Annotated in this window: 25 protein-coding genes; 13 read left to right on the forward strand and 12 right to left on the reverse strand. The window is 40.6% G+C overall.

Going from position 1 to position 26,360, the window contains the following annotated elements; all coding sequences use genetic code 11:
- The first annotated feature begins 49 nt into the window (after positions 1–49).
- From BN8908_RS02865 to rhuM, 4 genes are all read left to right on the forward strand, one after another.
- Positions 50–1,555 carry a GNAT family N-acetyltransferase gene (locus BN8908_RS02865; protein WP_068688963.1) on the forward strand — a complete coding sequence of 502 codons (1,506 nt, stop codon included), beginning with the start codon at positions 50–52 and terminating at the stop codon, positions 1,553–1,555.
- Complete coding sequence (locus BN8908_RS02870; protein WP_068688965.1) at positions 1,521–1,940, forward strand: ASCH domain-containing protein; 420 nt, start codon at positions 1,521–1,523, stop codon at positions 1,938–1,940. Before BN8908_RS02865 ends, BN8908_RS02870 begins: the two co-directional genes overlap by 35 nt.
- 122 nt (positions 1,941–2,062) lie before the next feature.
- On the forward strand, positions 2,063–2,917 hold the full coding sequence (locus tag BN8908_RS02875; protein ID WP_068688967.1) for a hypothetical protein: 855 nt from the start codon (positions 2,063–2,065) through the stop codon (positions 2,915–2,917).
- A 655-nt stretch (positions 2,918–3,572) separates the two neighbouring features.
- The gene (gene rhuM, locus BN8908_RS18750) at positions 3,573–3,716 is read left to right on the forward strand and encodes a RhuM family protein (protein WP_202668890.1); all 144 of its coding nucleotides are present in this window, start codon (positions 3,573–3,575) and stop codon (positions 3,714–3,716) included.
- A gap of 372 nt (positions 3,717–4,088) precedes the next feature.
- On the opposite strand, the gene BN8908_RS02885 is transcribed toward rhuM, so the two are convergent.
- The 6 genes from BN8908_RS02885 to BN8908_RS18680 all read right to left on the reverse strand — a co-directional run bounded on the left by BN8908_RS02885 (position 4,089) and on the right by BN8908_RS18680 (position 7,852).
- A complete protein-coding gene (locus BN8908_RS02885; RefSeq protein WP_068688969.1) occupies positions 4,089–4,415 on the reverse strand; it encodes a beta C-S lyase family protein in 327 nt (108 codons plus the stop codon).
- Between the two features lie 59 nt (positions 4,416–4,474).
- The gene (locus BN8908_RS02890; protein ID WP_068688971.1) at positions 4,475–4,849 is read right to left on the reverse strand and encodes a hypothetical protein; all 375 of its coding nucleotides are present in this window, start codon (positions 4,847–4,849) and stop codon (positions 4,475–4,477) included.
- 124 nt (positions 4,850–4,973) lie between these two features.
- Positions 4,974–5,210 carry an aldo/keto reductase gene (locus tag BN8908_RS19070; RefSeq protein ID WP_068688973.1) on the reverse strand — a complete coding sequence of 79 codons (237 nt, stop codon included), beginning with the start codon at positions 5,208–5,210 and terminating at the stop codon, positions 4,974–4,976.
- 83 nt (positions 5,211–5,293) lie between these two features.
- Positions 5,294–6,298 carry a Kelch repeat-containing protein gene (locus BN8908_RS02900; RefSeq protein ID WP_068688974.1) on the reverse strand — a complete coding sequence of 335 codons (1,005 nt, stop codon included), beginning with the start codon at positions 6,296–6,298 and terminating at the stop codon, positions 5,294–5,296.
- Between the two features lie 31 nt (positions 6,299–6,329).
- Positions 6,330–7,535, reverse strand: coding sequence for a fibrobacter succinogenes major paralogous domain-containing protein (locus BN8908_RS02905; RefSeq protein WP_068688975.1), 1,206 nt, complete (start codon positions 7,533–7,535; stop codon positions 6,330–6,332).
- Between the two features lie 44 nt (positions 7,536–7,579).
- Positions 7,580–7,852 (reverse strand): hypothetical protein, encoded by a 273-nt coding sequence (locus BN8908_RS18680; protein ID WP_161945851.1) that lies wholly within the window; start codon positions 7,850–7,852, stop codon positions 7,580–7,582.
- 844 nt (positions 7,853–8,696) lie between these two features.
- On the opposite strand from BN8908_RS18680, the gene BN8908_RS02915 reads away from it, so the two are divergent.
- On the forward strand, positions 8,697–9,596 hold the full coding sequence (locus BN8908_RS02915) for a helix-turn-helix domain-containing protein (protein WP_068688978.1): 900 nt from the start codon (positions 8,697–8,699) through the stop codon (positions 9,594–9,596).
- Positions 9,597–9,607: 11 nt separating this feature from the next.
- Positions 9,608–10,507, forward strand: coding sequence for a helix-turn-helix domain-containing protein (locus tag BN8908_RS02920; RefSeq protein ID WP_118773786.1), 900 nt, complete (start codon positions 9,608–9,610; stop codon positions 10,505–10,507).
- Positions 10,508–10,708: 201 nt separating this feature from the next.
- Here BN8908_RS02920 and BN8908_RS18410 read toward each other — a convergent pair whose 3' ends face one another.
- On the reverse strand, positions 10,709–10,915 hold the full coding sequence (locus BN8908_RS18410) for a hypothetical protein (protein WP_148453155.1): 207 nt from the start codon (positions 10,913–10,915) through the stop codon (positions 10,709–10,711).
- Between the two features lie 439 nt (positions 10,916–11,354).
- Between BN8908_RS18410 and BN8908_RS02925 the strand changes: the two genes are divergently transcribed.
- On the forward strand, positions 11,355–12,494 hold the full coding sequence (locus tag BN8908_RS02925; protein ID WP_068688981.1) for an acyltransferase family protein: 1,140 nt from the start codon (positions 11,355–11,357) through the stop codon (positions 12,492–12,494).
- Between the two features lie 338 nt (positions 12,495–12,832).
- Here BN8908_RS02925 and BN8908_RS02930 read toward each other — a convergent pair whose 3' ends face one another.
- Complete coding sequence (locus BN8908_RS02930) at positions 12,833–13,258, reverse strand: SecDF P1 head subdomain-containing protein (protein ID WP_082989204.1); 426 nt, start codon at positions 13,256–13,258, stop codon at positions 12,833–12,835.
- Positions 13,259–13,532: 274 nt separating this feature from the next.
- Here BN8908_RS02930 and BN8908_RS02935 point away from each other — a divergent pair, with 274 nt between their 5' ends.
- Positions 13,533–14,432, forward strand: a complete 900-nt coding sequence (locus BN8908_RS02935) for an NAD(P)-dependent oxidoreductase (protein WP_021987343.1) — start codon at positions 13,533–13,535, stop codon at positions 14,430–14,432.
- Between the two features lie 100 nt (positions 14,433–14,532).
- On the opposite strand, the gene creD is transcribed toward BN8908_RS02935, so the two are convergent.
- From creD to BN8908_RS02950, 3 genes are all read right to left on the reverse strand, one after another.
- Entirely contained in the window at positions 14,533–15,858 is a 1,326-nt protein-coding gene (gene creD, locus BN8908_RS02940; RefSeq protein ID WP_235837402.1) for a cell envelope integrity protein CreD, read from the reverse strand.
- Between the two features lie 122 nt (positions 15,859–15,980).
- Positions 15,981–16,286, reverse strand: coding sequence for a winged helix-turn-helix domain-containing protein (locus BN8908_RS02945; RefSeq protein WP_021987341.1), 306 nt, complete (start codon positions 16,284–16,286; stop codon positions 15,981–15,983).
- An 11-nt stretch (positions 16,287–16,297) separates the two neighbouring features.
- Positions 16,298–16,948 carry a hypothetical protein gene (locus tag BN8908_RS02950; protein ID WP_021987340.1) on the reverse strand — a complete coding sequence of 217 codons (651 nt, stop codon included), beginning with the start codon at positions 16,946–16,948 and terminating at the stop codon, positions 16,298–16,300.
- A gap of 292 nt (positions 16,949–17,240) precedes the next feature.
- On the opposite strand from BN8908_RS02950, the gene BN8908_RS02955 reads away from it, so the two are divergent.
- Together BN8908_RS02955 and BN8908_RS02960 are read left to right on the forward strand one after the other, a co-directional pair.
- Positions 17,241–19,535, forward strand: coding sequence for an amylo-alpha-1,6-glucosidase (locus BN8908_RS02955; RefSeq protein WP_021987339.1), 2,295 nt, complete (start codon positions 17,241–17,243; stop codon positions 19,533–19,535).
- Positions 19,536–19,837: 302 nt separating this feature from the next.
- Entirely contained in the window at positions 19,838–20,878 is a 1,041-nt protein-coding gene (locus BN8908_RS02960) for a YeiH family protein (RefSeq protein WP_021987338.1), read from the forward strand.
- 169 nt (positions 20,879–21,047) lie between these two features.
- On the opposite strand, the gene BN8908_RS02965 is transcribed toward BN8908_RS02960, so the two are convergent.
- The gene (locus tag BN8908_RS02965) at positions 21,048–21,914 is read right to left on the reverse strand and encodes an AraC family transcriptional regulator (RefSeq protein ID WP_021987337.1); all 867 of its coding nucleotides are present in this window, start codon (positions 21,912–21,914) and stop codon (positions 21,048–21,050) included.
- Between the two features lie 134 nt (positions 21,915–22,048).
- Between BN8908_RS02965 and BN8908_RS02970 the strand changes: the two genes are divergently transcribed.
- From BN8908_RS02970 to BN8908_RS02980, 3 genes are all read left to right on the forward strand, one after another.
- Positions 22,049–23,626, forward strand: coding sequence for a sodium:solute symporter family transporter (locus BN8908_RS02970; RefSeq protein ID WP_021987336.1), 1,578 nt, complete (start codon positions 22,049–22,051; stop codon positions 23,624–23,626).
- Between the two features lie 33 nt (positions 23,627–23,659).
- The gene (locus BN8908_RS02975; protein ID WP_021987335.1) at positions 23,660–24,688 is read left to right on the forward strand and encodes a glycoside hydrolase family 130 protein; all 1,029 of its coding nucleotides are present in this window, start codon (positions 23,660–23,662) and stop codon (positions 24,686–24,688) included.
- 72 nt (positions 24,689–24,760) lie between these two features.
- Positions 24,761–26,359: an FAD-dependent oxidoreductase gene (locus BN8908_RS02980; protein ID WP_021987334.1), complete on the forward strand. Its 1,599-nt coding sequence runs from the start codon at positions 24,761–24,763 to the stop codon at positions 26,357–26,359.
- Position 26,360 lies beyond the last annotated feature (1 nt).

Genomic DNA, 26,360 nt, shown 5'->3' on the forward strand with positions numbered 1-26,360 from the left:
ATGTGTTATAAATATTGTTATATTTGTAGAAAAGTAATAATGAATATTTATGAAGATATTAGTAGATACTAATATACTGATTCATCTGGAAGATAATAAAGTTATAGATGAGACGTTTTCTAAATTTTATAATTTAGCGATTTCCAATAATTGTCATATTTTTTATCATCCTTTTGCCGTTCCGGAGGATATTTTAAGAGATAAAAATGATGAACGTAGAAATATCATTTTATCTAAATTAGGAAAATATCAGAAATTGAATAACCCAGCTGTCTCTGATCAGTTTTTTCAATCTCAATTAAAAAATAACTGTGTTAATGATCAGTGTGATAATGAACAACTTTATCAGGTATATCGTAATTTCGTTGATCTTTTTATAACTCAAGATAATGGAATCCATACTAAAGCACAAAAATTAGGCTTGAATAATAAGGTGTTAAATGTACAGGTTGCATTGGAATATTTGAAAAGTATTTTTACAATAGTTCTCCCAACTCATCCTGTTTTAAAAGGCCATAGTATAAGAGAATTGGAACCTGAATTTAATCAGTCATTTTTTGACAGTTTAAGAGAGGATTATAATCAAGCGTTATTTGATAATTGGCTATTGAAATGTGTTATTGATGACCGTCAATGTTATTCTGTTCGAGTTCAAAACGATCTTATTGCACTATTGATTTATAAAGTTGAAAATGTAGGAGAGCACCAGATTCCAGCTCTTTATGAAAATGTATTGAAAATATGTACTTTAAAAGTAGCTGATAATGCTTTCGGATTGAAATTGGGTGAATTATTTATTAATAAGATGTTTGAATATTGTATAAATCAATGTATAAATTATTTGTATTTAACGGTATATGAAAAACAAGATCATTTGCGAAAATTATTAAATAAGCTTGGTTTTCAAGAAGAAAGATTTATCAATAAACAGGGAGTACAAGAATTGAGATTATTAAAATGTTTAGATAAATCTAAAATTACTTTGAAAGAGAATAATATACTTATTCATCCGTACTATTTTGATGGAGAGGAAATTAACAAATACGTAGTTCCTATTCGCCCTGAATTTTACGGAACCTTATTCAAGGATGGTAAATTACGATACCCAACTTTATTTGATGAAGGTATTGATAGTTTAAATGAAATTCAAGGAAATACTATCATAAAAGCCTATATTTCTAATTCACGAATAACTTCATTGAAAATGGGAGATTTATTATTATTTTATTCATCAAGAACTGATAAAGTAATAGAGCCTATAGGTGTTTTAGAATCTGCTCAACGTATTGATGATTTTGAGGAATTGTGGAAAATAGTACAAAGAAAAACAGTATTTTCACGCGATAAACTTTATGAGTGGTTTTGTGAAAAGAAGTCCTTACATGTAATCACTTTTCGATTAATTACGTATTTGAAAAAGAAAATTCAGTATAAAAATATTCAACAATTAGATAGTTTTAAGAACAAACTCCAATCGATTACTAAGCTAAAAGAATGTGATTATCAAAAATTGAAAAAAGATGGATACTTTGACGAGCGTTATATTATCAATTAAACCAGAATACGCTAAAGCTATAATGTCTGGTAAGAAAAGAGTGGAATTTAGGAGGAAGATATTTAAAAGGCCCGTAAATAAGGTTTATGTATATTCATCTTCGCCAGTAAAAAAAATAATAGGTTTTTTTATTATTGATAGTATTATTGAAGATTCGCCGCTTCGTTTGTGGGCCCAATTCAAAGAAATTGGAGGAATAAATGAGAAAGATTTTTTTAATTATTTTAATGAAGTTGAAAAAGGTTTTTCAATTTTGATAAAAGAATATAAAAAATTTGGCAGAGGTATAGATCCTGCTGATTTTTTTGAGAATTTTTGTGCACCACAGTCATATATTTACCTGGAAGAAAATTCAGAATTATTAAATGCAGCTCAGATTTTGTAAATGTTTTTATGACATTGAAGATTCAAAAATCATGTTGGAATTTGATCAATATCTTAAAATAGATAAATTAGATCGATAGAGATTTATAGATATTGATATGAAAATTGAGTATAATAGATGTAATGAAATCTGACAAAATAATATTACAACATTTAAAGTTCTCTCATAATTTTAGAGATGTATTCCAGCGATTGGGATATAAAGACTATTGGGAATGGGAGGGATCCTTAAATTTTGATATTCATGTTGCATCTTTGATGAAATTGCAAAGTATCAATGCTTATATTGCTTCATTTAAATTTTGTGAATTTGAAAATGTCTTTTTTAGTGCATCTTACGCGTTGGAAAAAGCGTCTGAAGAAAAAAATAACTGTAGCTACGTTGCGGACAAATATATATATCCAGAATATGAATTTTTGAAAAATGCGATATTATGGTATAATGCTTGTTATGATCATATTTTGCAGGTTATCTATTTTGTATTTGATTTTAATGATCCGGTAAAATCGGAAATGACTTATCGAAGGAATTTAGTAAAATGTCGTTTTTCGCCAAATTCCCCTTTTTACAAAAAGTTTCAACAGTTAGCAGAAGAGAATAAGTTTGCACGTGAGTTATTCGATCGCTTAACAGATTTCTATAGACGAACACCATTGGATACTTGGGCTAATCGTCTGAAACATACAGGTGATTTTTGGTTTGGTGGTAACTATCCTCCAATCTGCGAAATTAGTTTTCAAGAAATCGATACTGATTATGAATTTCTTCCTTCTTTTCTTAAGGGAATTATACCTTCAGAAGAAGAAGTAATCGAGGAGTTAATTAGGCAAAATAATCGAATAGTTTCATTTGTTGATTATCTTTATCAATTTATAGGTTTTGCAGAATTACATAGTATTGAGAAAGATATAATAAGTGAAAGACCAGAAAAATACGATAAAAAATTTTCGGCTAAGAATTTGAATGAAATACAATAGAATATATATCTACTACATTTTTAAGAATAATTGAATAGAATTATTTAAACTTTTTTCTATATTTATTCCAGAAACGAAGCAGAAACCGGAAGTCAATTCATTGACAGTTAATACCAATAGAACGTTACTAAATCGTTACGGTACGAGGGTAACAGTTTAGAAAAGATTTGAATCTTAGCAAGATAACCGTTGGTGGTTAAAACCTAGCTGGATCACAAAAACAAGCGAAAAAACAAAGCAAACTCCTGAAATTCAACGAACTTCGGGAGTTTCTATTTTCAGATAAAACCTCAAAAAATACCCGATTCCGGCGATAGTGTCGGATCAAGTGGAAAAGATAGTGTTCCGAACATGACTAGTCCCGTCCCGATGATTTAAATTATAAGCATAACCATGTTATCAAATATCCTTTTAGAGGATTGATAATTTTTGTATCTTTATGCTTTCAATTATTTATCATGACGAATAAGAAGCTTCAAATCCGGAACAGTACAGCAGAATTTCTGATTTTTACGAATCAGATGAAAGAGGATGGGATAGAGTAAGGGTGCAAAATGATATTATCTGGTTGATTCAGAAATTAATAGCGGTCCTATTTGATTGTTCTACTGATAATATATCCTTGCACTTAAAAAATATTTTCAAAGAGGAAGAATTGGATGAGAATTCAGTTATCGAGGAATTCTCGGTAACTGCCTCCGATGGGAAAAGGTATAAGACCAAGCATTATAATTTGGATGTCATAATTGCAGTGGGTTACCGGGTAAACCGTAAACGGGCCAAGGCTTGCCGGCAGTAGGCGATTCTGATTTTGAAGGACTATGCGATCTGAGGATATGTTATCGACAGAAAACACTATCTTGTTGGTTCTTTACAGGTTATATACAAAATTTCTGAATTGTTTTAGTCCTTTTATCAGTAAGGGGCGCGGATAAGCGATGTTCTAGCGCATAAAGCCTTCGTCTTCCGTTCCGTATATTGTTCCGGCATTAAGCCATAGCCTAGCTTCTTTTATCAATAAATGTTCCAGTGTTTTCGAAGATTTGTGCAGTGTACGGCAGTTCATCCATACTAAGTAAGTACTCTTCAGTGAGGTTTTCGGGAAGTCTGGCAAATGTTGTTTGTGTAATTTGTTTATGTTCAAATAATTATATGGCAGGTGATCCAACAATTACCTTAGCCATTCTTCGTTTTCATTGTAGGTGGCCATGGTAGCCAGTATACCGAAGGGATTGACGTTACATACTTCATTGATATTGATGGATCTGTCGATTTTAGCCCGTATTTTGGCATCGGCGGATATAATGTTTACTATCTGCAATCCTGTTATCTTAAAGGCCTTACATGGTGATATACATGTTATCGAATGCATCAAGAATTTTTCCGAAAGAGAAGCAAAAGGCGTGTATATATATCCGGAAAATACCAGTTCGCAATGTATTTCGTCCGATATCACCGTTATTCCGTCACGGATGCATATTTCACCGATGAATTTCAACTCATCCTATGTTCATACCCTTCCGGTGGGATTGTGGGGATTACATTGTAGTATTATTTTTATTTGTTCACACGCTGAAGACACAGGTTTTCGATTTCACGGGTACTGTATAAAGAACTGAATATATGATAGATTGTTTCGTAACATTCACGGAAAAAACCGGTGTTCATTGTGGACAGACGATCCGATACAGAACTGTGTGATATCGTTGGTTTACCTTTAAAATTAAATAAAGTCCGGAAAAGAGGCGAGGAAAAAGAATCGGCAAGATCACGCTGGCTTAATTTATCCGTACGCAGGATGCCAGATAAAAGATTCAATACTTTGGCATAATGATCGACCCTACTTTTGGTGGCTATTTTGAGGATATGTTCATCAGGAATCTGGCGCAATAGCTGAATCAAATCAATTTTCTGATTAAAGATGGTTGACATATATCTATTGTTTATGAAAACAAATATATATATATACTAAAACGGGTTAATGTATTGTAAAACAATATGTTGTAAACAATAGTACTACATAATTGTTAGTAACTGATATGTTTTTTTGATTTTTTCAAATTGGAAGGACTTTTCTTCCCAACATGACTGGCCCCGTCCTTGGGTGCTGACTGACGAAAAAAACTTTGTCGCGTACGTTCTCAAGTGCTTTACCGATAAAATCCTCGTTTTCATACATCTCGGCCGTGTCGATCATCGTCATGCCCATACCAAAGTTTTTGGGGAGGTAAAGGGAGAAAAGTATAAAAAAAATGAAGAGTAAAACTTGCTGAAAGACAGGATTACTCCCCATTTTATAGAAAATTGGGACATTTACTGAATATCCCTAATTATTCTTTTATAAATTTGATAATTGTAGCTATTCATTTATTTAAATTAGTCTTTTGTTACAACAATATCATTTGCAGATTTTGCACTGGAAAGAGTCACCATTTTTTCAATATTGATGCCACCTGTGCTGTTTTCAGTTATAACCCAGTAGCATGGAATCCAGAATGTACCTCTTTTACAAGTGCCCAGAATATAAATTTTATCTTCAAAGGCATATATTTTTTTGAAACTTGCCGCATCGGGGATGAATCTCCATGTATTTTCTACCCAATAGATTGGAAAATTACCGTTGCCCGCTCTTCTGGATCCTATCGCATGGACATGACCATTGCTCAAGACCGCAATGCCGTCTAACGATGCACTTTCGCTGCCGTTCGGCATCGGCAAGGATTTTTTCGTACCATCCAGCCAATAGCAAGGCGTATAATAATAGCCTCTTCCGTTGGGACGGTTGGCGGTGAAATATCCGGCCACATATACGATGCCATAGGCGACTGTGATTCCATTAGCCATACCTTCAAGTCTGCTTCTCTGCCCATATGCGCTAAATTCATCCTGATTCGTTCCCCGGTTGGCATTTATGGCGTATATCACTCCATCGTATGCCGTTACCGCCCGGCCTCCGCCATTGTTCTTGATGCCGTCGATCCAAGTCACCCAGGTTTCATCGGAATAATCTGCACTGGTATTTCCCGTTATATAAATTTTACCATTGCAGACTGCCATATCTCTCACCATAAGATATTGACGATCTCCTTTTACCACTGTCTTTCTTCCGTTTACATAGTAATATAAATAACAAGGTTTTTTGCCGCCCCAGTGATAGCCTGCAACATAAACATTCCCATTTTCTACTGCGATTGCTTCCGCAGAATACTCATCTGCCAGAGGTATTAACCGACCATTCTGCCAATAGCAAGCCTTTTCTTCAGTTCCATCCATAAAACTACCGGCTATATAAACATTTGCGGTAGTATTCGGATAGTTGGTTTGTCCATAGCAGCAAATACTGAATAGCAAAAGTGCAAAATGTAAAGTAAAGTTTCTCATAATTGAATTGATTTGAATTAGTATAACATGATTATTTACGTACACAACGCACAGGGTACCTTACCCTTTTGTTGCTCCCCGAAAACTCTCTTTTCATCACTCCACCATAGTAACCCGTCTTTATATTGAGATAATATATATTATACTTTGATGATGAAGTCCCTGACCAATATACCGCTGTAGATGACGAGAACGTTCCGTCATATCCATAGGCACCTGCAATAGGTAAGAAAACCGAGTTTGCGCCAACACCAAACCGGGTTCCTTTCACTCCGTTTACTGTATCTTCTTTTTTAGGTAATGAATATAATTGCCTCATTTCTGACTCTGTAGGCAATCTCCATCCGGCAGGGCACGCAGACGCTGCATCCATGTGAGTAAAATACCCACCATACATTTCAACACTTGAAACGAAAGTTCCACTGCCTGACACATTACGTGTTGCCCAGGTAATACCATTAATTGTAACCCTAGCGGCGGCATCGGCTCTGCGTTCTTCGGCGAATGTCTGTTGTTTCAATTCTTCTGCAGCCATTTGTTTCCTGTATTCTTCCTCAAGTATCCGCTGTCTGATCTGTTCTGCCTTCCTTTGTTCTTCGGCTTTAATCCGGGCAGCATCGGCTTGTTGCTGTCTTTCTATCGCAAGTTTTGTTTCTTGTTGTCGTCTTTGTTGCTCTGCTCTGCGTCGTACCTCTTCCTCTTGAATGCGTCGCGCCATAGCCAGTTTATCAGCTTCCGCCTTTCGTTCTGCAGCAGTGGGACCAGTAGATACCATTCTCAGCACACCGTTACGATGGTCGGTGGCCAGGTAGATATCTTCTCCCAACCCTACCTTATCGGCATTTTGCTCCAATACTGCTAATTCTGCCGAGGTGGGAATGCGCCATGTGTTGCGTCCGAAAGGGGCTTGTACATTGATGTTTTGGATTATCTCCCAAGCGTCCGCCTGGTTTTTGAAGTTGCCTATATCTTCAGTGTAAACCCACAGATAGCCATGCAAACAGAATGGAGCAGACAGTTTTCTCGCAACCCTTTTAGGCTGTGGTCTGTCCACGTATACAGTCCGGAATCTGTCCACATATACTTTTTTCTCTATGACCGGCACATTGATATTCACATTCTGCTGATTTTGTTGAATGGCAATCTGCTTGTTCTGCTGGTACACTTGGCACAAACTCTTGCTTGAATTAAACGCAAGAAATGTACAACAAAGAAGAAAGGAAATGTACTTTTTCATATTCATGTGATTTGTTAATGTTAATAACTCAGTTCTGCGGCCTTTCACATTTCCCGGGACTGTTTGTCTCCATATTTTGCAGCATTTCTTAATGCTTGTCTGTAATCCTCGTGCCATTGGCCTGGATCTTGCGGCAGGATGGTGTCATAGCAGATTCCGGAATACAAATAGGATATTGTGCTTCGCCGGAGGTTTTGCTTTTCTCTGAGCTTATTGATTTGTGCTCTCTCTTTAAGTGTGTATTCTGTGGGATTGATAAAACAGGTGATAAAAGTGGCTGATACTCCATCTATGGCTCGCCGAATAAGTTCAGCCACAGCCTTAAAGTTGCTTATTCCGACTTTTAATTCCCGGGCGTATGATACAGTACATCGCGTTAGAATGGCTAAGAATGCTAAAATGTTTTTCCGCATATTTTAGTGATCGTTCTCCGGCCACCAAAAGAACATTTAACATTAAGAAGCGTGGGACCGTATGCCACGTCTCTGTGATCAGGTGCTTAGGAATACCCATGAATGAAGATGTGGTGATAACAGCCCCACGCATATGCGTGGAAACCATTACGCCATTCTCTTGCATTCGTGATATTCAGTTTCCTAAGCTTTAATCACACAAGAAGAAGACATAACGCCTCTTTTTTACTATGTCCGGGTATGGCATACGTCAACCCTTATTACAAAGATAGAATTTTTTATTTGTGTTTTACAAACTTACTTTGAGTTCTTTTCCTAACTTATCGTTTTTTAGACTATCAGATCAGCTGCTGTTCCTTTTGAACTTATTTTAGACTTCGCCAGCAACCTGATTTCTCCGCCTTGTTTTTAGTATTGTTTTGTTACTAATAACTCTTATAAATCAACATTTTTTTTCATAATTCGAATTAATTTAATACCAGTCATGCTTCTCGTTACGGTCAAACGCATTTATGACTGCAATTTCCTCATCAGTTAATTCAAAATCGAAAATGGGAGACTTTATGAAGAAAGAAACCAGAAAAGATGTAAAATCTGTAAATGGGGTAAGTATATCTGTAATTGGGGTTGTGGAAAAATGAAAATAATACTTTAATTTTGTTATTGGAAAATTATAGGATATGGGTTGAAAAAGCTGTGAATGCACTGTATTTGTACATATCTCTGCTTTAATTAGATATTTACGTTTATGGATGAAATTATTAATTTAACCAGTGTCGACCAGTACAATTCTTTGTATGGTTTTGAAACGTTACACCCTTTGGTATCAGTTGCAGACCTTCGGAAAGCTACCAAATCGCTTAATAATGTTCAGTTGAATTACGGTTTATATGCCGTTTTTCTGAAATTGTATAAGAGTTGTGATATCCGTTACGGACGCAGGAAGTATGATTATCAGGACGGAACCATCGTCTGTTTTGCTCCCGATCAGTCTGTTTCCATCACTAATTCGGAAGGAGCTTCACAGCCGGTGCTCGGTTTGGTGTTTCATCCCGATCTGATACGTGGTACAACGCTCGGAAAGAATATCAAGCAGTACGGCTTTTTTTCTTATGCCGTTAATGAGGCGTTACATTTGTCCGAACAGGAAAAAAGTATTGTCATAGATTGCTTAAAAAATATTCAATTGGAATTGACTCATGCAATTGATAAACACAGCAAGTCGTTGATTGCAATGAATGTTGAATTATTGCTTAATTATTGTATGCGTTTTTATGAGCGTCAGTTTATTACTCGTGAAAATGAGAGTCATGATGTTTTGACAAAATTTGAGGAATTGCTTGACGAATATTTCAGTAGTAATGTTCCGGAATCTGATGGTTTGCCTACCGTAAAGTATTTTGCCGGTAAAATCTGTCTTTCTCCTAACTATTTCGGTGATATGGTAAAGAAAATCACCGGGAAGACAGCGCAAGAGCACATTCAGGAAAAGGTAATTGATTTTGCCAAAGAACGCATCCTCGGTACGGAAGAAACTGTCAGTCAGATAGCCTATTCGTTGGGTTTTCAATATCCGCAACACTTTTCCCGTTTGTTTAAGAAGCGCGTAGGATGTACTCCTAACGAATATCGTGTACAGACCGAATGATTGTTTTTAGAATGAAAGGGAATACGTTAGACATAAAAACGGTATGCGAGTGTAATCAATGTCTGGGAAATAAGACTTTACATCCACAGGTAAGTATTATCAATCTGGAGAAACCCGATTTAGGACAAGATGCTGTGAAATTTGAGTTTTACGCTGTCCTGTTGATAGAAGATTGCCCGGGTGGTTGTAATTGTTGTGGGCGCAAGTATTATGATTATTCCAACGCTACAATGGTGTTTCTCGCTCCCGGAGAGATTTTTCGTATGAGTGAGACCGGCGCATTACCCGATAAAGGATGGCTTTTGGCATTTCATCCCGACCTGTTGTTTCGTACTTCATTGAAAAATCATATTAAAAGTTATACTTTTTTTGCTTACGATAAAGAAGAAGCATTGCATTTGTCACAGCGTGAAACGTCCAAAGTTGTATGCTGTCTTGAAAATATAGAAGAAGAACTTCACCATGCTATCGATACGCATAGCAGTACTATTTTGTCGCGTCATATCGAATTGTTACTGGATTATTGCGCCCGCTTCTACGAGCGTCAGTTTATTACCCGGGAAACCAAAAACAAAGCTATTTTGGAAAAACTGGAAAAATTGCTCAATGACTATATGGTTTCCGGTAGGTTACAGAGAGGAGAACAGCCGGCATCTGAGTACTTTGCCGGAGATTTGAATCTGTCGGTTGCCTATTTTAATGACGTGTTGAAGTTTGAAACCGGTAAGACACTGACGGAATATTTTCAGTTTAAACGGTTGGATATTGCCAAAAGGCTACTGTTGAAAGCAGGCACTACACCTGCTGCCGTATCGTGCCAGTTAGGGTTTCCCAGCGTGCAGTATTTCAGTTTGATATTTAAGAAAATAACGGGGATATCACCCAGTGAATACCGATATTCGCAAAATTGAAAGACGGAAGAGGGGCAGCCTCTTCCGTTTTTACTGACTGTATCGTAGATGACTAATTTCAGAGGTTACCTGATCTTACATTGAATCTGGTACCGGTATTTTAATGTCGTTGTTTAATTTTATTGCTTTATAGTAGGGCAGTCAGGGGGTGTGTTGGCCGAGAGTTCTCCGCTTTGGGGCGTAGCTTCGGCATAGGCTGCATCATTGGCCGATAAAAAATTTTGCATACTGCACGTTGGCATTTCCGACCGGAAATGCACTTAAGTTCTGAGGAATTTTTTCTTTTTTCATATCCTGTGCATTTAACGGATTTGCTGCATGAAACAACAGTGCCATTGCTGTTGTTGCCATTATTGTTCTTTTCGCTTTCATTTGAGTAACTGATTGATTTTCTATCGGATATTTCAAAATTACGGCGTTTTGATTGTAATAGGAGTAGATAAATTACGGATTGTCCTACCCATATACAGGTGGTTTTCAGATTGTCGGTATGTGTCTCTCATAACAGAAATGACGAAGAAAATTGTGTTTTTAAATTCCGGGTTATTAATTTAATAATTGGCGGTATTTCTTTTAAAATTCAGCCGGGATAAATAGCGGATACAAAATGTGTTTTATTCCTGTCTTGTCTATAAGTTTAAATTTTCGTTAAATTATATTTTTCTTTGGCGTTTGCACGTTCAGGATTTTATTGATAGTTTTACAGCTGTGTCTATTCTAAATCGGTGGTATACATAATTATTTTATATTTGGTAATTAAAACGAATCATTTTAACAGCAGGAAAAGGCACTTTTTTATAATAACTTTTGATTTTTAAACAGGAGCTGAAATTATTACTGTCTATTCATGTTAAAAACACAATTTTCTTCCGCAGCTTTTGCAGATACAAAACCACATTACGCTATTCTCGACGGATTACGTGGTGTGGCTGCTATTATGGTCGTATGGTTTCATATATTCGAAGCTTATGCAACAAGTCATTTAGATCAGAAAATCAATCACGGTTATCTGGCAGTGGATTTCTTTTTTATCTTGTCCGGTTTCGTTATCGGTTATGCTTATGACGACCGGTGGAAAACAGTGACTGCCAAGGATTTCATCAAACGCAGAATCATACGTCTTCATCCTATGGTTGTCATGGGGGCTGTTATCGGAGCGATTGTGTTTTATTTTCAGGGATGTCCGGTATGGGATGTTGCAAAAGTTACAGTGGGTGCCTTGTTTGTGGCAACATTTATCAATGCCCTTTTAATACCGGCTACGCCCGGTACTGAAATCCGGGGTTTGGGGGAAATGTATCCTTTGAACGGTCCGAGCTGGTCTTTGTTTTTCGAGTATATCGGAAATATTCTGTATGCCTTGTTTATCCGTAAATTTTCTACAGCAATGCTTGCTTTGTTGGTGGTTGTTGCCGGATGTGCCTTGGCTGTTTTTAGCATATTCGGTCCTTATGGGGATATTTGTGCCGGATTTTCGCTGACAGGAATCGAGTTTACGGGAGGATTTTTTCGTTTGCTATACTCTTTTTCTGCCGGTTTGCTTTTATTCCGTATGTTTAAACCGACCCATATAAAAGGGGCATTTTGGATATGCAGTTTGGCTGTCATTGTTCTGTTGGCTGTTCCGCGCCTGGGGGGAGCCGGACATTTATGGATGAACGGCTTATACGATACGATTTGTTTTGCACTGTTATTCCCCCTTATCGTCTATTTGGGTGCTTCCGGCAAGATTACCGATAGATATACGAAACGGGTATGTAAATTTCTGGGAGATATATCCTATCCTTTGTATATGGTGCATTATCCTTTTATCTATCTGTATTATGCATGGGTTAAAAATGAAGAACTTACATTCGGGGAATCATTATACGGAGCTTTGGCGGTAGTTATAGGGAGTATGCTTTTAGCTTATATTTGCCTGAAATTGTATGACGAACCTGTTCGTAAATATTTGGCCGGGTGGTTTTTGAAAGCTAGGAACCGATGATTTTTGTAATTTATTGAACATGTGAAATGTAATCGGGGTAGACATCCCGGCCGGAACATAAAATAAGATAGGAAAACTTCTGAAATTCAAATGATTTCAGAAGTTTTTAATTGTAAATACAAGGCTTTTTCTTTTTCAGCAAAGGCGGTCGGTTTAATAGCACAATTGCCCCGTCCCTGTGATTTTACTTTTTGTCATGTTTTATTTATCGGTTTCCGCAGCCTGCATCAGGCAGAACTTTGGGTATGATCATATGCTTATGCGTGCTGTTTGTAATTTATTTATCAACAGCGTCATTTGGGTATGAGATTTATTTCTTTGTGATTGGCCGGGGAATCTTATTTCATTTCTTTTTTCAGTTGTTCGAAGATGGCGAGTATTTTTTCTCTGTCTTCGATCAGTTCGGGAGAAGATATTAAAAAATTGCCGTTTTCGATTTTCATGTTTACCTGTGGAGCGGTGATGATTTTACCATTGTAGAGAAAGCCTATTTGTTTGCCTGTTGCTTTTTCGGTGGCGTCAGCCCAGGTTTTGATTTTGTCGGCTTTTACTTTTCCGGTGAGTACGTAAGTCATGGTATTTTCCGTGTTGAGCAGGGAGTCGATCCGTAGTATTTCGAAATCGGCGACCGTGACGATCGGAGAAGGATCGAATGCGTTTGTCCGGCTGTCGGTAATGAAGTACCAGCCGTTTGCATCCTGTTTATTTGCTCCGTTTGCAAGTAAGGTACAGCATATACTTAAAATCAGATAAATTGTTTTCATATTGAGGTGTTTTATGTGGATAATTGTATGGTCTGCTTTGGGTGTGATCGGGTAAATGGGGTTGTGTTGTCTCTGATTTACATCTTCCGTGAGGGATACAAATCTGTGTATTGAAACAAAGGTAATTATTATTTTAATTTTTGGAAAAGTATATGGATATGTGTTGATATTTAAATCGGTTGTGGTGTGTTGCATAGGATTTAACCGTATATTTGTTTTCGGAAGCGATAGGGAAAATTCAGAAAATCATATAAAGTTAAAAGAGAGTTCGGGTATGTTTAAAAAAATAGTAGTAATCGACGACACCGGATTGAGGCCGTGGGCTTTGGAACGTTTGTCCGCTTTAGCAAAAAACGTGATATGTTATGATGATATACCAGCGGATGAGGAGGAGGCGATATCCCGGATCGGGGATGCGGATGGTGTATTGGTTTCGTATAATACGAGGATCGGGCGGCAGATAATTGAAGCTTGTTCCGGGATAAAATATATCGGGATGTGTTGTTCGCTATACAGTGAGGAAAGTGCTAATGTGGATATTGCTGCGGCACGGGAGAGGGGAATTGTGGTGTCGGGAATACGGGATTACGGAGACGAAGGTGTGGTGGAATATGTGATAAGCGGGCTGGTTCGTTTATTGCATGGTTTCGGTGAGCATCAATGGAAAAGGGAAGCATTGGAACTGACGGGGCAGAAAGTTGGAATTATCGGGTTGGGGCGTACTGGAAAGATGATCGGCGATGCACTCCGTTTTCTGGGGGCTGAGGTGTCTTATTTCGGACGGAATCGAAAGCGGGAAGCCGAGAAGGAAGGATATACTTATTATCCGTTGGCTGAACTTTTACGACGTTCGGATATCGTATGTACCTGCCTGCCGCGGAATACGTTTATCTTGGGAGATGCTGAGTTTATGAATTTGGGTAAGGAAAAGATATTGGTTAATACGTCGGTAGGGCCTACGGCTTTTTTGCCTGATCTGTCGAAGTGGTTACGGAGTGATGTACGTAATTTTTACCTGTGTGACGGTGTCGGAATCGGGGCATACGCCGATGCATTGGCTGAATTCGATAATGTACTTTATACGCCTAAAGTGGCTGGGCATTCGGCACAGTGTATGGAGCGGCTTTCGCAAAAGGTAATTGCCAATATCGAGTCGTTTTTGACTGTTTCGTAGAGAGAAAACAGGCTGTGTTCAGACGAAGACCGTCATGCCGGCAATAGAAAATGAAGGGGCAGAAAGAAAAATTTTATTTTCTTTCTGCCGCTTGTTCTTTTTAATTGGGAGAAGATGTATTCCAGTTGATTTTTTGAGAGTAGTACATAATAACGGCCAGAATAACAAAGAGTCCGAGGCTGCCTGAGAGTAAGGCGTAGGTTTCCATCCGGATGAGTACAAAGATATAAGTGTATAGCAGTGCCAGCAGGCCTCCGATAGTGAAGGCCGTTTTTCGGATTTTTAGTATTCCGATGAGATACAGTGTGATCAGAATAATAGTCATCAGTGCAGAGATCAGATAGGCCGGGGTAAATCCCAGGTGCTCGGAGATAGCGATCAGTAAGGTGTAGAACAGGCAAAGAGCCGATCCGATTAACAGGTATTGAAAGGGATGGATGTGTTTTTTTTGCATTACCTCGACGAAGAAACTGACAACAAACGTGAGGATGATGATAAGTGAGGCATATTTTACCGAACGCATGGATTGTTGGTATTGCTGTACCGGCAGTAATAATTCGGTGCCGAAGACGGCTAATTCCTCGGAAGTGAGAGTACGATTACCGCTGAAGGTTTGCGGGTAGTTGCGGTTGAGATGTAATATCTGCCAGTCGGCCGTAAAACCGGTGTCTGTGACTTCTCTGTTTTCCGGGAGGAAAGCTCCGCAGAAACTGGGCGTATTACAGTTGGAGTTGATTTTTATGTTTGTGATTTTTCCGAAGGGAGCGAATTTTAAAGATTGTGAGCCTTTGAGATGAATCTTGATACTGAAATCAACCGTATCTCCGGGCTGTAGATAGCGGTTTAGCGGTAATGGAACGGATATTCCGGAGGGTAGGATCGAATTGGCTGGAAGGCCGGGATTGAGCGGAAGTGTTTCATTTCCCCATTTTACTTCAGGTTGTCTGCTGATACCCCGGAGGTCGGATAAACCGATATTGAGGCTGGCATGTCCGGTAAACAGATTGCCGGCAGCAATATCGTTGCTGAAGTCTTTGGGAAGAATGAATTTGCCTTTCAATTCCAAGGGAGTTTTATAGACGACAATTTCGTATAATCCTCTGTTTAGCTTTTCGGTTTCGATATTGCCTGTAATTTCCAGGCTTTCCGGCAAGATGTGGAGATTATTCGCTACGGTTACAATTTTTCTTTTACTTTCACCGTTTTCATAAGTAATGTCTTCCCGTTTTTCATAGTAGGGAATACTGATAAACGGACCGACGACCTGCTGTGCACTGCTCCACTTTTCCTGTACCTCATTGCCGGCTTCATAGGCGGTGTATTGACGTTCGGTGATCAGTCCCCGGATCATCGCCAGCGGAATGAGCAAAAGCAGTATTAAGGCTCCGATCAAAATGATTTTTATCGATAGAGCATTACGTTGCATGAAATTCGGATGTGTTGATTTGTCTCGGTTTGAAATTGGGATTTGTGTTTCCATAATCTTATTTATTGTGTTGTTAAAAGTACTTTGAAATTCAAAGTTTAAAAGTAAAAAATATATGTATTTTATTGATCTATTTGGTTTTTTAAAAAGTTTTCGAGAGCTGTCAGATGTTTTTTAAAAGCTTCACGGCCTTCCGGGGTTACGGAGAATGTCGTATTGGGTTTACGTCCTATAAATTGTTTAAGACTCCGGATGTAACCCAATTCTTCCAGACTCCGGGTATGGCTGGCCAGATTGCCGTCGGTCAGTTCGAGTAGGTTTTTAAGCGACACAAAGTCGATTGTCTCGTTGACCATTAAAACGGACATGATTCCGAGGCGGGCTTTACTTTCAAAGGCTTTGTTTATATCTTCTAAGTTTAATTTCATGTGCTGTGTGTTCAGGCCACGGAGGCAGCTTGTTTTTCAAATTTGAAATGGAACCAGATGCCGTAGATGATGTGGAATATTCCGAAACCTACTGTCCAGAATAATAGTGCATATCCTTCTATAAAGCTGTCGGCCAATCCCAGGGCCAGTTCTGTATAACCTAAATAACGGGTGTTGGAATAAGTGTAGTTTGAGGCATTGATCAGTGCTATACCATAAAATATCAGCATGATGGATGAAGTTAGTCCGTAGTGTTGCTGGTATAACATGGCCAGACAAAAGATACCGCCGGCAGTCAATGGCAGAAAAAAGTTCCATAGTAATCTTTTGGCTGTCCGGTCGAGTCCGAAAGGACGGTTGTTTTTCAGTGCCTTATGACGGCACATGAGTATGACGGTAAGGAGGCAAATTCCGATCAGAATGGCGGCAAAAATCAATAGAATCCGTAGCCGGCCCGGGGTATTTATTTGTAATATGGGTATGGAAGAAGTTTCCGACAGGGGAGATATTCCGCCCAATATATAGTAAGCGATAATAGCTGCGAGACAGGAATACAGACCGATGACGATGGCTGATGCACCGTTCAGCGACACAAAACGGGAAGATTTTTCCATCATCTTCCGGATGTCATTTAAGGTATCGAGGGCTTCTTGATTGTTCATATTAAAAGTACTTTGTTTTGCAAAGTTAAATATATTTTTAATATATAGGTAAAAAAAGAGAAAAAAATTACTAATTGCCATTCCGATTGAGTAAGAGTAGAGAAAGGTGCGGGGGAATTTGCTTATTAGCATCCTGGGTGACATCCGGATGAATATGAATGGTTGCTATGGAAAGAGGACGTGATTTTCTGCAACGGTTTGCAGGAATTTTTCGTTATATAGGTTTGGTTTTGTTTCGGAGATGGCAGGATTCGGTTTACATTTGCGTAATGTATTATAAATAAGGAATGTTATGAGATATTTATTACTCGGATTGGTGATTTTGGTAACAGCCTGTACGAAGCAGCAGGAGGAATGCCGTATGGAGCCTTTGAATACCGACAAAATTGCAGTGGCGGTGACTCCTTCCGAAAACCGTGAATATTCGTTTACGGATAAAAAGTCGGGGTATTATTACGGACGTACACAGGAAAATGATTTCGGGGAATGGTTCGCCGGATGGAATGTACGTCAAAAGCGTATTTTTTCGGATTACAAACTATTTGTGGATACGGTTTTTCTGGATCGTCGTAATGCACAGGCAAAGATGTATCCGTATAAATTGGAGCGGGTATTCGCACAGGCTACAGAGGAATTACTGATGTCCGATAATGAAGCTGTTTTGTATATCCGGCTGACAGATATAAAGGGCAGGTATATCGGGATTCAATTGAATACCGGTTTGTTGGCATCAATGAAGCAGGGGACAGACGGACTTACCTATGTTCCCCGGGAAGCGCCGGGGAAAGAAGTGAAGGTTGTGCCTTTCCGTCCGGAAAGAATAGAGTATACTGATAGTGTACTTTGGACTCCGGCCGCTGCCGGAGGTTTTCTGATTGCTTACGGAACGGCTGCCGGATGTGACTCGCTGATCCGGGATTTCCGGTCGGCCGGGGAACTGAAACTGGCAGCCCGGAAAGAGCGTATGGAAGGTATTTTGCAACGGAATCCGGTGCGGAGTAATCTGGATACACTGGATGAGGCATTGGCTTGGTTGCTGCTGACAACGGACGAGTTGGTGACGGATCAGCAGGGGAAGGGTATTTATGCCGGTTTGCCCTGGTTTAACGAATATTGGGGACGGGATATGTTTATTTCGATGCCGGGCGCCGTACTGGTGAACGGACAGTTTGAAACAGCGAAAGAAATTTTAGCGGATTTTTCCCGTTTTCAGAATAAAGATTCGGTTTCGCAAACGTGGGGCAGGATTCCGAACCGGGCCAATACGGAAGGCATATTGTATAATACGACGGACGGTACGCCCCGTTTTGTTATGCAGATTGAAGATTATATTAAATATTCGGGGGATACGGCTTTTATCCGGCAGATTTATCCGGCTGTAGCTTTGAGTATAGATGCTGCTATCCGTAATTATACGGATGAAAAGGGGTATTTATTGCATGCGGATGCCGATACGTGGATGGATGTGAAGCGGAACGGTATTCCCGGATCGCCGCGGGGAAACCGGGCGAACGATATACAATCGTTGTGGTATCAGCAGTTGATGGCCGGAAAATATATGGCCGGGTATATGCACGACCGGGTTAAAGCCGGGGAATGGGACAGTGTGGCACAACGGTTGAAACAGAATTTTGAAGCCGATTATGTAGACAAAGGACGGGCTTTTATTGCCGATCATCTGAATACAGACGGTTCGCGGGATGTACAGGTGCGGCCGAATCAACTTTATGTGTTTGAGTTGATCGGAGATGAAGATGTAAAAATGGGTGTTACCCGGAAAGTATGGGAAGAGTTGGTATATCCCTGGGGGACGGGTTCTTTGTCACAGAAAGATCCGGATTTTCATCCGCAGCATGAAAATTGGGAATACTATCATAAGGACGATGCTTATCATAACGGTACGGTTTGGTTGTGGAACAACGGACATGCTATGCAGCGGATGATAGAGATGGATCAACCCGATATTGCCTGGAAATTGTTTGAGAATATGAATCGTCAGGCTTTGGCAGAAGGGGCGGTAGGGAGTCTTGCGGAAAATGCGGATGCGCATCCCCGTGAAGGCAAAAATTGGGCGAAACGGTCGGGTACATTCCTGCAAGCCTGGAGCAATGCCGAGCAGTTGCGGGTGTGGTATCAATATTTTCTGGGTATTCGTCCCGATATGATAAAAGGGGAAATTGTGATAGAGCCGAAATTACCGTCAGCAATAACCGGTTTGCAATTTAAGGAACGGATAGGGAAAGGCGTATTGGAAGGTTGTTTTAAACGAAGTGGCGATGTTACGGAATATACTTACCGGTTGCTGAATGAGGCGGCGGATATTGATTTCCGTTTGCCGCTGTTCGGGAATGTGAGGGTTGGCTTGCAGGCCGGAGACCGATTGACGGTGAAAGACAGCGGAAGCCGGTTGGCGGTGGTCGTCGCGAATGTGCAAGGGAAAGAACTTTACCGGCACGATTATCCGCTTGTTCCGGAGAAAAAGCGGCTGAAACAATTGCGGGATGAATTTTTTAAGGATACCCGGTTTGCTGTTCCGGAGAAGCAAGGGAATCTGAAAGCATTGAGTAAGCGATATACGGGAAAGTAAAGTAGGGGAAAAGTCGGTTTCCGAATGATGGAAACCGGCTTTTTTGTTTATTTAAATCCGTTGATTTAATAAACTTTACGCTTCGATTTTATTTGGCATTAGGTTTAAAAGAGATGCTGAAAGCGATCCGGATGTATTATGCATACTGAACGATTTGTTATAACCGGAAGTTATACGGTATAACTATTTCGATTCGGTCTATCTCGTGAAAATGTTGTTCTTTTGCGACGGATTCAGGCGGGGAGTTATCAAAATCTGTCTGAATATCGTTTCAAAGTCAGGGAATATTAAATTCGACAATAATGAAGTTAAGTGAAAAAAGAAGCAATATGCTTCACGGGGTTCTGCTCATCGCACTTTTTTCGTGTGCGGCATTTTATATCGGAGATACGGTTATTATGAGAAAGCTGTCTTTCAGCCCTTTGATTATCGGTATTATTTTGGGGATGCTGTATGCGAATAGTTTGCGGAACCGTTTGCCGGAAACCTGGGTGCCCGGTATTTTATTCAGTTCCAAGCAACTGTTGCGTTTGGGTATTATATTATACGGTTTTCGTCTTACTTTTCAGAATATCGTGGATGTCGGACTTTCGGCAATTTTGATCGATGCTACTGTGGTGACTGTTACTATTATAGGGGGAGTGTTTGTGGGACGATTGCTGAAAATGGATAAGGATGTTGCTTTACTGACCTCTATCGGAAGCGGGATATGCGGTGCCGCCGCTATATTGGGAGCCGAGGCTACCATTAAGAGTAAACCGTTTAAAACAGCAGTCGCTGTATCGACGGTGGTGATTTTCGGAACGATCTCGATGTTTTTGTATCCGGTATTGTATCGTAACGGGATTGTAGATTTATCGTCCGAACAGATGGGACTGTATACAGGGTCGACTTTACATGAGGTGGCACATGTGGTAGGAGCCGGAAATGCGATGGGTAAAGAGATTTCGGATGTGGCTATTATTGTGAAAATGATCCGGGTGATTATGCTGGTACCGGTTTTGCTGGTACTTAGTTATCTGATTTCGTTAGCCAGACGGAAATTACAGCCGGTGGCCGGAACTACCGGAGGCGAAGCTACCGGAAAGATTACCATCCCTTGGTTTGCGCTGGGGTTTCTGGCCGTGATCGGCTTCAATTCTTTCGATTTATTGCCTGTAAGTTTGGTTGATTTCATCAACAATGTGGATACATTTTTATTGACGATGGCTATGACGGCATTGGGAGCGGAAACAAGTATCGAGAAGTTTAAAAAAGCGGGAGCAAAGCCATTTATACTGGCGTTGATTCTGTACGGTTGGTTGTTGACAGGTGGGTATGTACTGGTGAAACTTATCGTATAATAGATCATGTTAGGTTTTAGATTTATGATGGAAAGGTCATAAAAGTACAGAGGCAGGAACGATCGGTTTCCGGTTAGATGAAGACAGGTTTTCCTATTTGAAAAATTGACTTTCAATCAAAGATCGACAGTTGTTTGTTTATAAATGATGACGCCGGAAAACGGTATTATCAGAATTTGATCAGCATTTTTTGTACGTACTCCCGGTATTCGCTGGGGGTACTTCCTTTTTTCTTGCGGAAGATACGGATGAAGTTCGACAAGTTGTTGAATCCGCAGGAGTAACATACTTCAGCAATGCTGTGTGTGGTGTCGAAAAGCATTTGACAGGCTTTACCGATACGCAGGTCGTTGACATAGTCGATAAAGGTACGTCCGGTTCTTTTTTTGAAAAAGTGGCTGAAAGCGGATTCCGACATGCCTACCAGATCTGCGACGGCGGCGAGGTTGACTTCGTCTTCGATGTGTTGTTGAATGTATTCGCAGGCTTTGGAGATACGCCGGCTTTTGGATTCCCTGACGATGTTTGAGATGTCGTAAGAACTACTGGTGAGCAGATGCTGGTTGCGGGATACAGCCAGGTCGTACAAAATTGAAAAGAACGATAAGGCCGTGTCGAAGCCATGCATTTGTGTCAGTTCCAAAATTTTTTCTTTCATATCTTTTTTGACATTTTCCGAAAATTCTATGCCTTGTTTGGAGCGTTCCAGTAATTCGCGTATGGGACCGAATAATCGTTTGTTTAGTATCGGAAAATCAAGCAGTTGGTCGTGGAATTGGATCGTAATGACATGATTACCTTCAATGGTTTCTCCTCGCCAGGCGTGCGGGAGGTTGGGACCTGTCATGACGAGATCGAGTCCTCCGAATTCGTTGATGGAATCACCTACAATCCGTTTTCCACAGGTATTTATTACCAGATTTATTTCGTATTCGGAATGATAGTGTACCGGATACACAAAATCAGCATTGGGATGATTAAGGACAATAAACAGGTCTTCACCGGACAGTGGGGTAATTTCTTTTTGGATTTCCATAGCTGTAAAATTTGAAACAAATATAATAAAGGTTGTGTCTTTTTTCAAAAATGTATAGTTAATCAACAAAAAAATATATCGTTCTGCGTATTTTATCGTCTACATTTGTATTGTTCATTTTAAGCGAGAAGAATATGATGTCGGTTTCTGTCGGTTTTTGGGATTTGCTGATTGTAGCGGTTTATTTAATTTTTATTATTTGGTGGGGTGTGCGTCACGGCATGAGCCGGGATACCCGTTCTTATTTTCTGGCCGGCAGGAGTATGCCCTGGTGGATTGTCGGACTGTCGCTTTTTGCGGCCAGTATTTCGAGTACGACCCTGATCGGACAATCGGGAGATGCTTATCACACAGGTATTGCTGTTTTCAATTACAATCTGACGGGTGTCATCGTCATGGTATTTTTTCTTTTCTTTCTGCTTCCTTTATATCTGAAGTCGAATATTTTCACAATCCCGGAGTTTCTGGAAAAACGTTTTGACAAACGTTCCCGCTATTATTTTTCGGGGATTTGTATTATCGGTAATATATTTCTGGATGCTGCCGGAGCTTTGTATGCGGCAGCTTTGATTATCAAGCTGATATTGCCGGAGGCCGATTTGCAGACGGTAATTATTATTTTCGGTATTATTGCGGCTTCCTATACGATTCCGGGTGGTTTGTCGTCGGCTATTAATGCCGAACTGATACAGGCGGTGATTTTGATTGTCGGATCGGTGATTCTGACGGTGTTTTGCTTTCGGGAAGGTGGAGCATATTTATCCGGGTTGTTGGCTGACGGTGATTTTTCCGTGAAGCTGATACGTCCGTTGGATGATCCTTCTACGCCCTGGTTGGGGTTGATTGTGGGAATGCCGGTGTTGGGCATCTATTTTTGGGCGAACAATCAGACTTTGGTGCAACGGGTATTGAGTGCAAAGAGTGTGGATGAGGGACGGAAAGGGATTCTTCTGACGGGGTTTCTGACATTATTGACTTTGGTGATTATCGTTTTTCCGGGAATTATATCCCGTTATCTGTTTCCCGGTTTAGAGAAACCGGATATGGTATATCCCAATATGGTGATGCAATTGATGCCGGTAGGTTTGTTGGGCGTTATGCTGGCCGCTTTGCTGGCCGCCTTGACGTCTACACTGAGTGCTATATTGAATTCAACTTCTACTTTGTTTACGATGGATTTCTATGCTCAGTTGAATAAGAAAGCCGATTCGGCATCTTTGGTGAAAGTCGGGAAAGTGGCTTCTTTGGTAATTATTGTATTGGCGATGTTGTGGGCACCTTATATCGGAAAATTCGGTTCGTTGCTGAAGTATTATCAGGAGATGTTGTCGTATATTGCTCCTCCTGTGGTCGCAGCTTTTCTTTTGGGTGTATTCGGAAAGTGGGTGAATGGCAGTGGGGTATTTATCGGTTTGTTGGGGGGATTGGGGATAGCGGTATGTATGTTGTTTTTTAAAGAAATGATATTCGGCAATATGCACTTTTTGTTGATTGTACCTTATCTTTTGACAGCGAGTATGGTGATTATGGTTGTGGCCAGCTTGTTTTTTAAAAAACCTTCTCCGGAAAAGTTGGAAAATACAACTTTCAACATGGCGGATTTCAGACAGGAAACGACAGATTTAAAGGAAGTAAAGTGGTTCCGGAATTATCGTTTCTGGTCGCTGGTATTGTTAGCGGGGTGTGCTTTGATTTGGGTATTGCTTTATTGATTAATCGGAAAACAGAATAAATGTGTATGTATTATGAAATTGATGAAATTTAGTGGGAATCCTGTTTTAAAGCCGAATCCGGAGGTGGAATGGGAAAGTTTGATTGTATGTAATCCGGGGGTGTGGTATGAAAACGATACTTTTTTTATGCTATACCGGGCGGCCGGGAACGATGTGGAGCATGTTATTCGTTTCGGTCTGGCGGTGAGTAAGAACGGTTATGATTTTAAGCGGGTGTCCGAACGTCCGGTTTTTGTACCCAGTAGTGACGGACCGGATTCGGGATGCGTGGAGGATCCCCGGATTGTTAAATTTGATGAGGATTATTATATTACGTATGCGTATCGTCCTTTTCCTCCGGGACAGTATTGGACGTTTGGCCATGATGAGGTGTTGCTGCCGGAGTGCGGAGGACAGGCTCCGTTAGCTTTAAAGAAAAATCTGGGGTGTAGCGGATTGGCTATTACCCGTGATTTCCATACATTCAGACGGTTGGGGCGGCTGACTTCTCCGATGTTGGACGACCGGGATGTGATTTTGTTTCCCGAGAAAGTGGGGAAATATTATGTGATGCTTCACCGTCCGAAAGAATATACCGGTGCGGAGTACGGGGTGAAATACCCTTCGATATGGGTGAAGTTTTCAGATGATTTATTGAGTTGGGAGGATAAGGAGAGTCATTTGTTGATTACCGGCCGGGAAAATACGTGGGAGGAAAAGATCGGAGGAGCCACTCCGCCGTTAAAAACGGATAAAGGATGGCTGATGTTGTATCACGGTGTTGAACACGGGGGTAGGGGATATTACCGGGTGGGCGCCGTATTGTTGGATAAAGAAAATCCTTTGAAGGTGTTGGCGCGTACGCCGGATTGTATTCTGGAACCGGAATTTAACTATGAGTTGTGCGGTAATTACCAGGGGTGTGTGTTTCCAACCGGAAATGTGATCGTGGAGGATATGTTGTATGTGTATTACGGTTGTGCTGATAAGTATATCGGTTTGGCTACCTGCCGGGTGGAAGAGTTGACGGATTTCCTGTTAAATGACTGTAAAGTGTGTTAAGGATTTCCGGCAGTGTGTTTTATTGTTTTATTTTTATCAAAAAATAAGTGTGTAAGTGCTAAAATAAAAAGTATGTATAAGAGTTTACTATTTATATTGGGAGTTGTATTTTCCGGTTTGTGGTGGTCTTGTGAACGGGCAGCGGAGCAGTATGACATTGTGGTTTACGGCGGTACGCCGGCCGGGATCATGGCAGCTATACAGGGACAGAAAATGGGGAAAAAAGTGATCTTACTGGAGCCGGAAAGCCGGATTGGTGGATTGACGGCAGGTGGACTGGGAGATACGGATCACGGTAAAATTTCGACGATAGGCGGCTTGGCCGCGGATTTTTATCGGCGGATAGGTGTCAAATACGGACAACCGGAGGCTGTGTGGCAATTCGAGCCGAAGGTGGCTTTAGCGGTATTTCAGGAGTTGATTGCGGAAAACAAAGTGGATTTAAAATACCATGAACGTTTGGATTTGGATAACGGAGTTGCGAAAGAGGGCAGCCGGATTGTTTCTATCCGGATGGAATCGGGAAATGTCTATAAAGGAAAAGTTTTTATTGATGCGACTTACGAAGGAGATCTGATGGCTAAGGCCGGAGTTTCTTATTTTGTCGGCAGAGAAGGAAATGCCAGGTACGGAGAAAAGAATAACGGTATCCGTCCGGAAGGAGAGAATGAATTGCCGGGTGGTATCGATCCCTATCGCGTTGCGGGAGACCCGGCCAGCGGTTTGTTACCCCGGGTGAATGCAGATGCCGGAGGAAATGCAGGGGATGAGGATACGAAGGTGCAGGCATATTGTTATCGGATGTGCCTGACGGATTCGGTGGAGAACCGTATTTTTATCGAGAAACCGGAAGGATATGACGAAATGGAATACGAGTTGTTGTTCCGGGCTCTGGAAAAGGGAATGCCTAAAGACAGGTGTTTTAAGCTGCATCTGGTCGGCAACCGGAAAACGGATTCAAATAATCATTACGGGGTATCGACCGATTATAACGGCGGTAATCATAATTATCCCGAAGCCGGTTATGCGGAACGGGAAAAGATACGGAAACAGCATGAAACGTATCAAAAGGGATTGGTGTGGACTTTACAGAATCATCCGAGGGTACCGCAAGAAGTGCGTGCGTATTATGCGGCCTGGGGATTGCCGAAGGATGAGTTTGTAGAGAACGGACATTGGACACCGCAATTGTATATCCGCGAGAGCCGTCGTATGACAGGAGACTATGTGGTGACGGAAAATGTGGTTCGTTTGCGTGAGCCCGTGAGTGATCCGGTGGGATTGGGATCGTATGCGATAGATTCACATCACACTCAGTATTGTCTGGATAAAGAAGGGTATGTACGTTCGGAAGGCGGTTTTTATCTTCCGTTGAAGCAGCCTTACCAGATCAGTTATAAGGTGATGTTACCCAAAAAGCAAGAGTGTGCGAATTTGCTGGTTCCGGTCTGTGTGTCGGCTACTCATGCGGCTTATGGCTCTATCCGTATGGAGCCGGTATTTATGATTCTGGGACAGTCGGCGGCTTCGGCAGCGGCTTTGTGTATAGAGAAAGGAATAGATGTACAGGATTTGGATTACGCCGATTTGCATAAAGAATTGGTGAAGGGGGAGCAAATTCTCGAAAATCCGGATAATGAAGCGTATAAGGTGAATGCTTTTGAAAAATAAA

The organism is Culturomica massiliensis (assembly GCF_900091655.1).
GTDB lineage: Bacteria > Bacteroidota > Bacteroidia > Bacteroidales > Marinifilaceae > Culturomica > Culturomica massiliensis.

Excerpts from the sequence above, each read along its gene's own strand:
- BN8908_RS02970 (WP_021987336.1), top strand. The coding sequence starts at position 22,049 with ATGATGTCGGTTTCTGTCGGTTTTTGGGATTTGCTGATTGTAGCGGTT.
- BN8908_RS02930 (WP_082989204.1), bottom strand. The coding sequence starts at position 13,258 with ATGAAAACAATTTATCTGATTTTAAGTATATGCTGTACCTTACTTGCA.
- BN8908_RS02925 (WP_068688981.1), top strand. The coding sequence starts at position 11,355 with ATGTTAAAAACACAATTTTCTTCCGCAGCTTTTGCAGATACAAAACCA.
- BN8908_RS02890 (WP_068688971.1), bottom strand. The coding sequence starts at position 4,849 with ATGTCAACCATCTTTAATCAGAAAATTGATTTGATTCAGCTATTGCGC.
- BN8908_RS02905 (WP_068688975.1), bottom strand. The coding sequence starts at position 7,535 with ATGAAAAAGTACATTTCCTTTCTTCTTTGTTGTACATTTCTTGCGTTT.
- BN8908_RS02955 (WP_021987339.1), top strand. The coding sequence starts at position 17,241 with ATGAGATATTTATTACTCGGATTGGTGATTTTGGTAACAGCCTGTACG.
- BN8908_RS02980 (WP_021987334.1), top strand. The coding sequence starts at position 24,761 with ATGTATAAGAGTTTACTATTTATATTGGGAGTTGTATTTTCCGGTTTG.
- BN8908_RS02950 (WP_021987340.1), bottom strand. The coding sequence starts at position 16,948 with ATGAACAATCAAGAAGCCCTCGATACCTTAAATGACATCCGGAAGATG.
- creD (WP_235837402.1), bottom strand. The coding sequence starts at position 15,858 with ATGCAACGTAATGCTCTATCGATAAAAATCATTTTGATCGGAGCCTTA.
- BN8908_RS19070 (WP_068688973.1), bottom strand. The coding sequence starts at position 5,210 with ATGGGGAGTAATCCTGTCTTTCAGCAAGTTTTACTCTTCATTTTTTTT.
- BN8908_RS02935 (WP_021987343.1), top strand. The coding sequence starts at position 13,533 with ATGTTTAAAAAAATAGTAGTAATCGACGACACCGGATTGAGGCCGTGG.
- BN8908_RS02920 (WP_118773786.1), top strand. The coding sequence starts at position 9,608 with ATGAAAGGGAATACGTTAGACATAAAAACGGTATGCGAGTGTAATCAA.
- BN8908_RS02915 (WP_068688978.1), top strand. The coding sequence starts at position 8,697 with ATGGATGAAATTATTAATTTAACCAGTGTCGACCAGTACAATTCTTTG.
- BN8908_RS02900 (WP_068688974.1), bottom strand. The coding sequence starts at position 6,298 with ATGAGAAACTTTACTTTACATTTTGCACTTTTGCTATTCAGTATTTGC.
- BN8908_RS02965 (WP_021987337.1), bottom strand. The coding sequence starts at position 21,914 with ATGGAAATCCAAAAAGAAATTACCCCACTGTCCGGTGAAGACCTGTTT.
- BN8908_RS02870 (WP_068688965.1), top strand. The coding sequence starts at position 1,521 with ATGGATACTTTGACGAGCGTTATATTATCAATTAAACCAGAATACGCT.
- BN8908_RS02875 (WP_068688967.1), top strand. The coding sequence starts at position 2,063 with ATGAAATCTGACAAAATAATATTACAACATTTAAAGTTCTCTCATAAT.
- BN8908_RS02945 (WP_021987341.1), bottom strand. The coding sequence starts at position 16,286 with ATGAAATTAAACTTAGAAGATATAAACAAAGCCTTTGAAAGTAAAGCC.
- BN8908_RS02960 (WP_021987338.1), top strand. The coding sequence starts at position 19,838 with ATGAAGTTAAGTGAAAAAAGAAGCAATATGCTTCACGGGGTTCTGCTC.
- BN8908_RS02865 (WP_068688963.1), top strand. The coding sequence starts at position 50 with ATGAAGATATTAGTAGATACTAATATACTGATTCATCTGGAAGATAAT.
- BN8908_RS02975 (WP_021987335.1), top strand. The coding sequence starts at position 23,660 with ATGAAATTGATGAAATTTAGTGGGAATCCTGTTTTAAAGCCGAATCCG.